Here is a 4,546-nt window from a genome sequence, read left to right as displayed (position 1 = left end):
GCTCGAGTGTTTCGCTGTCTACGCTTCGACTCTGTCGTTACCTTGAGAGACGCAAGACTCGCTATGTGGTGGGACTGGCTTTCCCTTCCACAGCGGGACTTTCACCCGCAAGATTGGTGCGACTTATCTTGGCGCACAGACGACTTTTCTTAATGGGCCAAAATACCCAACAAAAGCAAAGCCACGATATTGATGATCTTGATCATCGGGTTAATGGCGGGACCGGCTGTATCCTTATAAGGGTCACCAACGGTATCACCCGTCACGGCTGCCTTGTGAGCCTCCGATCCTTTGCCACCGAAATGACCATCTTCGATATATTTTTTCGCATTGTCCCATGCACCACCACCGGATGTCATAGAAATCGCGACAAATATACCGGTAACGATCGTGCCCATTAACATGGCCCCAAGTGCTGCAAAAGCAGCCGCTTGACCAGCGATCATGTTAATCACAAAATACATAACAATCGGCGCCAATACGGGCAATAACGATGGAATAATCATCTCGTTAATGGCGGCCTTTGTTAGCATGTCAACGGCAGCACTGTAATCCGGCTTGCCCTCGCCTGTCATGATTCCTTTGATTTCGCGGAATTGACGACGAACCTCGACAACGACAGCGGCACCAGCACGGCCAACCGCTTTCATTCCCATGGCGGCGAACAAATACGGTAATAACCCACCAACAAACAAACCAACTACAACGTATGGATCCTGCAAACTAAACTGAACGTTCAATTTTGGGAAATAATGCTTTAAATCCTCGGTATAGGCCGCAAACAAAACAAGTGCCGCTAAACCAGCAGATCCAATTGCATATCCTTTTGTGACAGCCTTTGTTGTGTTACCAACAGCATCCAATGCGTCTGTGACGACACGAACTTCTTTTGGAAGATTGGACATCTCGGCAATACCGCCCGCATTATCAGTTACCGGACCATACGCATCCAACGCCACGATCATACCAGCCAAAGCCAACATTGTTGTTGCCGCAATGGAAATACCCATCAATCCTGCATTCAAAAACGCCACAATGATTCCGGCGCAAATGACCAAAACAGGTAAAGCAGTTGATTCCATAGAAACGGCCAACCCCTGAATCACGTTCGTACCATGACCCGTTGTCGAGGCTTGAGCAATGCTTCTAACAGGGTTATATGCTGTGGATGTGTAATATTCGGTAATCCACACCAAAAGTCCCGTTACGCCAAGGCCGGTCGCACAGCAAACAAGCATGTTCGTAACCGTAAAGTACATATTGCCAACAGAAATCGATCCACTAATATCCCGAAACAGATAACTGGTAACGCCATAAATCAAAACGGCTGATAACAAGGTTGCTACAAGCAAACCTTTATACAAGGCCCGCATGATATTCTGGGATTTATCCAATTTGACAAAAAATGTCCCAATGATAGTTGCGATAATGCAAACACCGCTGATGGCCAATGGGTACAACATGAAAAGACTTTGCATCGAACCCGAAAAATAAATAGCCGCCAAAACCATGCTGGCAACGATTGTCACGGCGTAGGTTTCAAACAAATCGGCCGCCATACCAGCGCAGTCACCAACGTTATCACCAACGTTATCCGCAATCACAGCTGGGTTACGTGGGTCATCTTCGGGGATTCCGGCTTCGACTTTGCCAACAAGGTCGGCACCAACGTCCGCACCCTTTGTGAAGATTCCGCCACCAAGACGTGCAAAAATTGAAATTAAGGATGCGCCAAAGCTAAGCGCAATCAGGGATTCCAACAATAACCGTTGCTCAACCTGTATTGAAATAAGAAAGCCATAATAAAGCGAAACGCCCAAAAGTCCCAACCCAACAACAAGCAATCCAGTGACAGCACCCGATTGAAAGGCAACGTCTAATGCCTCGGCAAGTCCCGTGCGGGCAGCCTCTGCCGTTCTAACGTTGGCACGTACTGATACGTTCATACCAACGTATCCGGCACATCCGGATAGAACCGCGCCAATTAAAAAACCAAGCGCCACAAGGCTAGACATAAAATAAAATAACAAAACCGCAATGACCGCACCCACCATAGCAATGGTTGTATACTGACGATTGAGGAATGCATTTGCCCCTTCTTGAATGGCAAGGGCGATTTGTTGCATTTGCGGGGTTCCCGTGGAATGCGCAAATACGCGACTGCTGGCATAGATGGCATAAACGATCGCCAACACCGCACAGCCAACAATTAATAACAGGTTCGTGTCCATAAATTTTACCCCTCCTGGCAGGTATTTCTTTTTTTCTGTTTAATGATACACAGCCATTATAATCCGAAAACCGTCCAAAAAAACAGCCCTTGCGTGAAATTCTTTCATTTTTAGGAAAATTTTCTGTTGTGCGCACGTCAATAGCAGAAAGCGTACGATAGCAAGAAAAATGCATCACAGTAAAGAAGAATAGAAAAATCTTAATTTGAATAAAAAAAGCAGCTGATTTTAAGTAAATCTAATTTGAATTTTTCTCAAATAAAAATATTTGTAATCTAATAATTCGTATGCATATATATTCCATCAGCAGATTCAAATGAATAAAAATCTTCTGATGATTTATGAAATGCTATCGAATGGAGAGATATATGAGAAAGAATTTATTAAGAGTTTTATTGCTGAGCGCCACATTTTTACCATTCTCAGAGGGTTTTGCCGCAGATGTAGATATGGAATGGTCAGTCGTCCAGCCAGCATACAGAAATTCTATTCCTGCAGAATTTTTGGATACGTTCCGCGAGATTGAAGCAGATGTTTTTGCGGCAAAAAAAGATAGCAAAAATTTGTTAGCATCGGCAGCTATTTGCCGAGAGGCAGCCGAACGCATTAGCGGGATCATAAGTAGCGGAGACTTTCAAGGGACGCTTATCCATTTTAGCGCATTTCCAATAATGAACAAGTACACCGACTCAGCGATTTCACTATATGAAACCCTCATGGGCAGACCCATGCAAATGTCACGTGTGAATTTTGATCAGCTCATCGATATATGCACCTATTTTCAGGCAGCTGGGAAACAAGATATGGCTAATGATTTTGTGGACGCATTCAACGAATGTCAAGGGGAGTCAAATGTGAATCGTAGATTATTCTACTAACCTGAGTTCGACGTAAAAATCCCTGAAAACCTCGTGTTTTAAGGGATAATCCTGGATTGCTTCGTCTCTTACGCTGCACGCCGCGACGTCTTTGCGCGGAGGGCGCAGCCTGACAAAGCAATCCAGACCTTAAAATACCACGCACAGTAAGGCTTTTAACGCCCATCACGTCAAACTGGGATTTAAGTATGTCAACAACGAATACAAGAAAAAAGAATCCGTTGTTGGGTTTTTTAAAAAATTATCAAATGGAGAGAGATATGAAAAAAAGTTTAGTATGTATTTTGTGCTGAGAATATCACCCCTCTTTTGGATAGCAAGATACCAGAGATCCGCGAACAAGCAGCAGTCGAAATAGATATGCTGTGCACAAGGGCAAACTCAGAGGACAAGGAATCTTTTTATAGGACACCAACAAAGCCAAAGCGAAAAATGGAGTTCCCGGAAACACCAAGAAAACCATCAAGAATGGGAAGATTTATCCCGATCACCCTGTTCCCATCCTAGCAACGAAAAACCCATCTTTGTCATTCTCGCCCACGCTCTAAAACCAAGCGCGAGAATGACAAAACCCCAACTCAACGTAAAAAGTCAATAAACCCAGATAAAAGCAAGTTTCCCTATGGCTTGACCATAGGGTCCAGAGAAAGAAATTGATCTTTATCAACTGGATCCTCCGGTCAAGCCGGAGGAAAACTACGGCGGGATCTTGTTTTGATGCTGCCCTGACGTCGAGCTCGGGTTGACAAAATGGAATCCTCAATCAGCCTGAGCATGTGCCCACTTTTTCTCACTGGCTTCCAGATCAACAGATTTTGAATGCTGCCCCGGCACTAGCGCAAAAGAGAACCGTTTCTTGGGTGACTTCCCCGGTGGATTCACGCTTAATGCGTTATGGGACAGCATGCTAATGGGTTGATTGCTATCCAATACCTCCTCAGGAATCATTATAGGCGGCGGTATTTTGAATCCTTTCTGAGGCACCACCTGTGGGCGATCCTCATTATCGTCGATATCATGAATTGCAAAGGATTCCTCTGGCCCCGCAAGGATGGTTGCCGATAACAAGGCGGCCCTTGATAATTGCTTGGATAAATATACGGTTTCCATAATATTCTCCTATGATAAAAAATGTGATTTTCTTAACGTATAAAGCATCCTTTCATTTTAGCAAAACAGCGCAACATATTTACGTTACACTATTCACATATATCAAAGTCGTTAATATTTGGTTAACAACCAGTATTTGCCCAACAATATTCATCAATCACCGGCATTGGCAAAATCGATCGCATGGTGATGAACGACAACTAGAATTCCCTTCTAACGACAACTAGAATTACCGTTTTTTGGGGCGTTTTGGCTGCCTGAATCTTACCTGTTTTTCTCCTTTTTTTGTAACATTTTTTGGCTTTGAGGGGGCTTCTATAGTGCGCT

3 protein-coding genes are annotated in these 4,546 nt (G+C 44.2%); 1 reads left to right on the top strand and 2 read right to left on the bottom strand.

From position 1 onward, the window contains the following. Positions 1-149: 149 nt before the first annotated feature. Positions 150-2,231 (bottom strand): sodium-translocating pyrophosphatase, encoded by a 2,082-nt coding sequence (locus NTX76_00300; protein MCX7337714.1) that lies wholly within the window; start codon positions 2,229-2,231, stop codon positions 150-152. Between the two features lie 368 nt (positions 2,232-2,599). Between NTX76_00300 and NTX76_00295 the strand changes: the two genes are divergently transcribed. Continuing rightward, positions 2,600-3,109: a hypothetical protein gene (locus NTX76_00295; GenBank protein MCX7337713.1), complete on the top strand. Its 510-nt coding sequence runs from the start codon at positions 2,600-2,602 to the stop codon at positions 3,107-3,109. A 759-nt stretch (positions 3,110-3,868) separates the two neighbouring features. Here the strand turns inward: NTX76_00295 and NTX76_00290 are convergent. Further along, a complete protein-coding gene (locus tag NTX76_00290; GenBank protein MCX7337712.1) occupies positions 3,869-4,219 on the bottom strand; it encodes a hypothetical protein in 351 nt (116 codons plus the stop codon). Positions 4,220-4,546: the final 327 nt, after the last annotated feature.

The sequence above is a fragment of the Alphaproteobacteria bacterium genome, assembly GCA_026400645.1.
Lineage (GTDB): Bacteria > Pseudomonadota > Alphaproteobacteria > Paracaedibacterales > CAIULA01 > JAPLOP01.
Note: the sequence above shows the minus strand (reverse complement) of the source record. Positions and strands in the feature narration are given on the sequence as shown.

Coding starts and splice junctions, on each gene's coding strand:
- NTX76_00300 (MCX7337714.1), bottom strand. CDS start 2,231: ATGGACACGAACCTGTTATTAATTGTTGGCTGTGCGGTGTTGGCGATC.
- NTX76_00290 (MCX7337712.1), bottom strand. CDS start 4,219: ATGGAAACCGTATATTTATCCAAGCAATTATCAAGGGCCGCCTTGTTA.
- NTX76_00295 (MCX7337713.1), top strand. CDS start 2,600: ATGAGAAAGAATTTATTAAGAGTTTTATTGCTGAGCGCCACATTTTTA.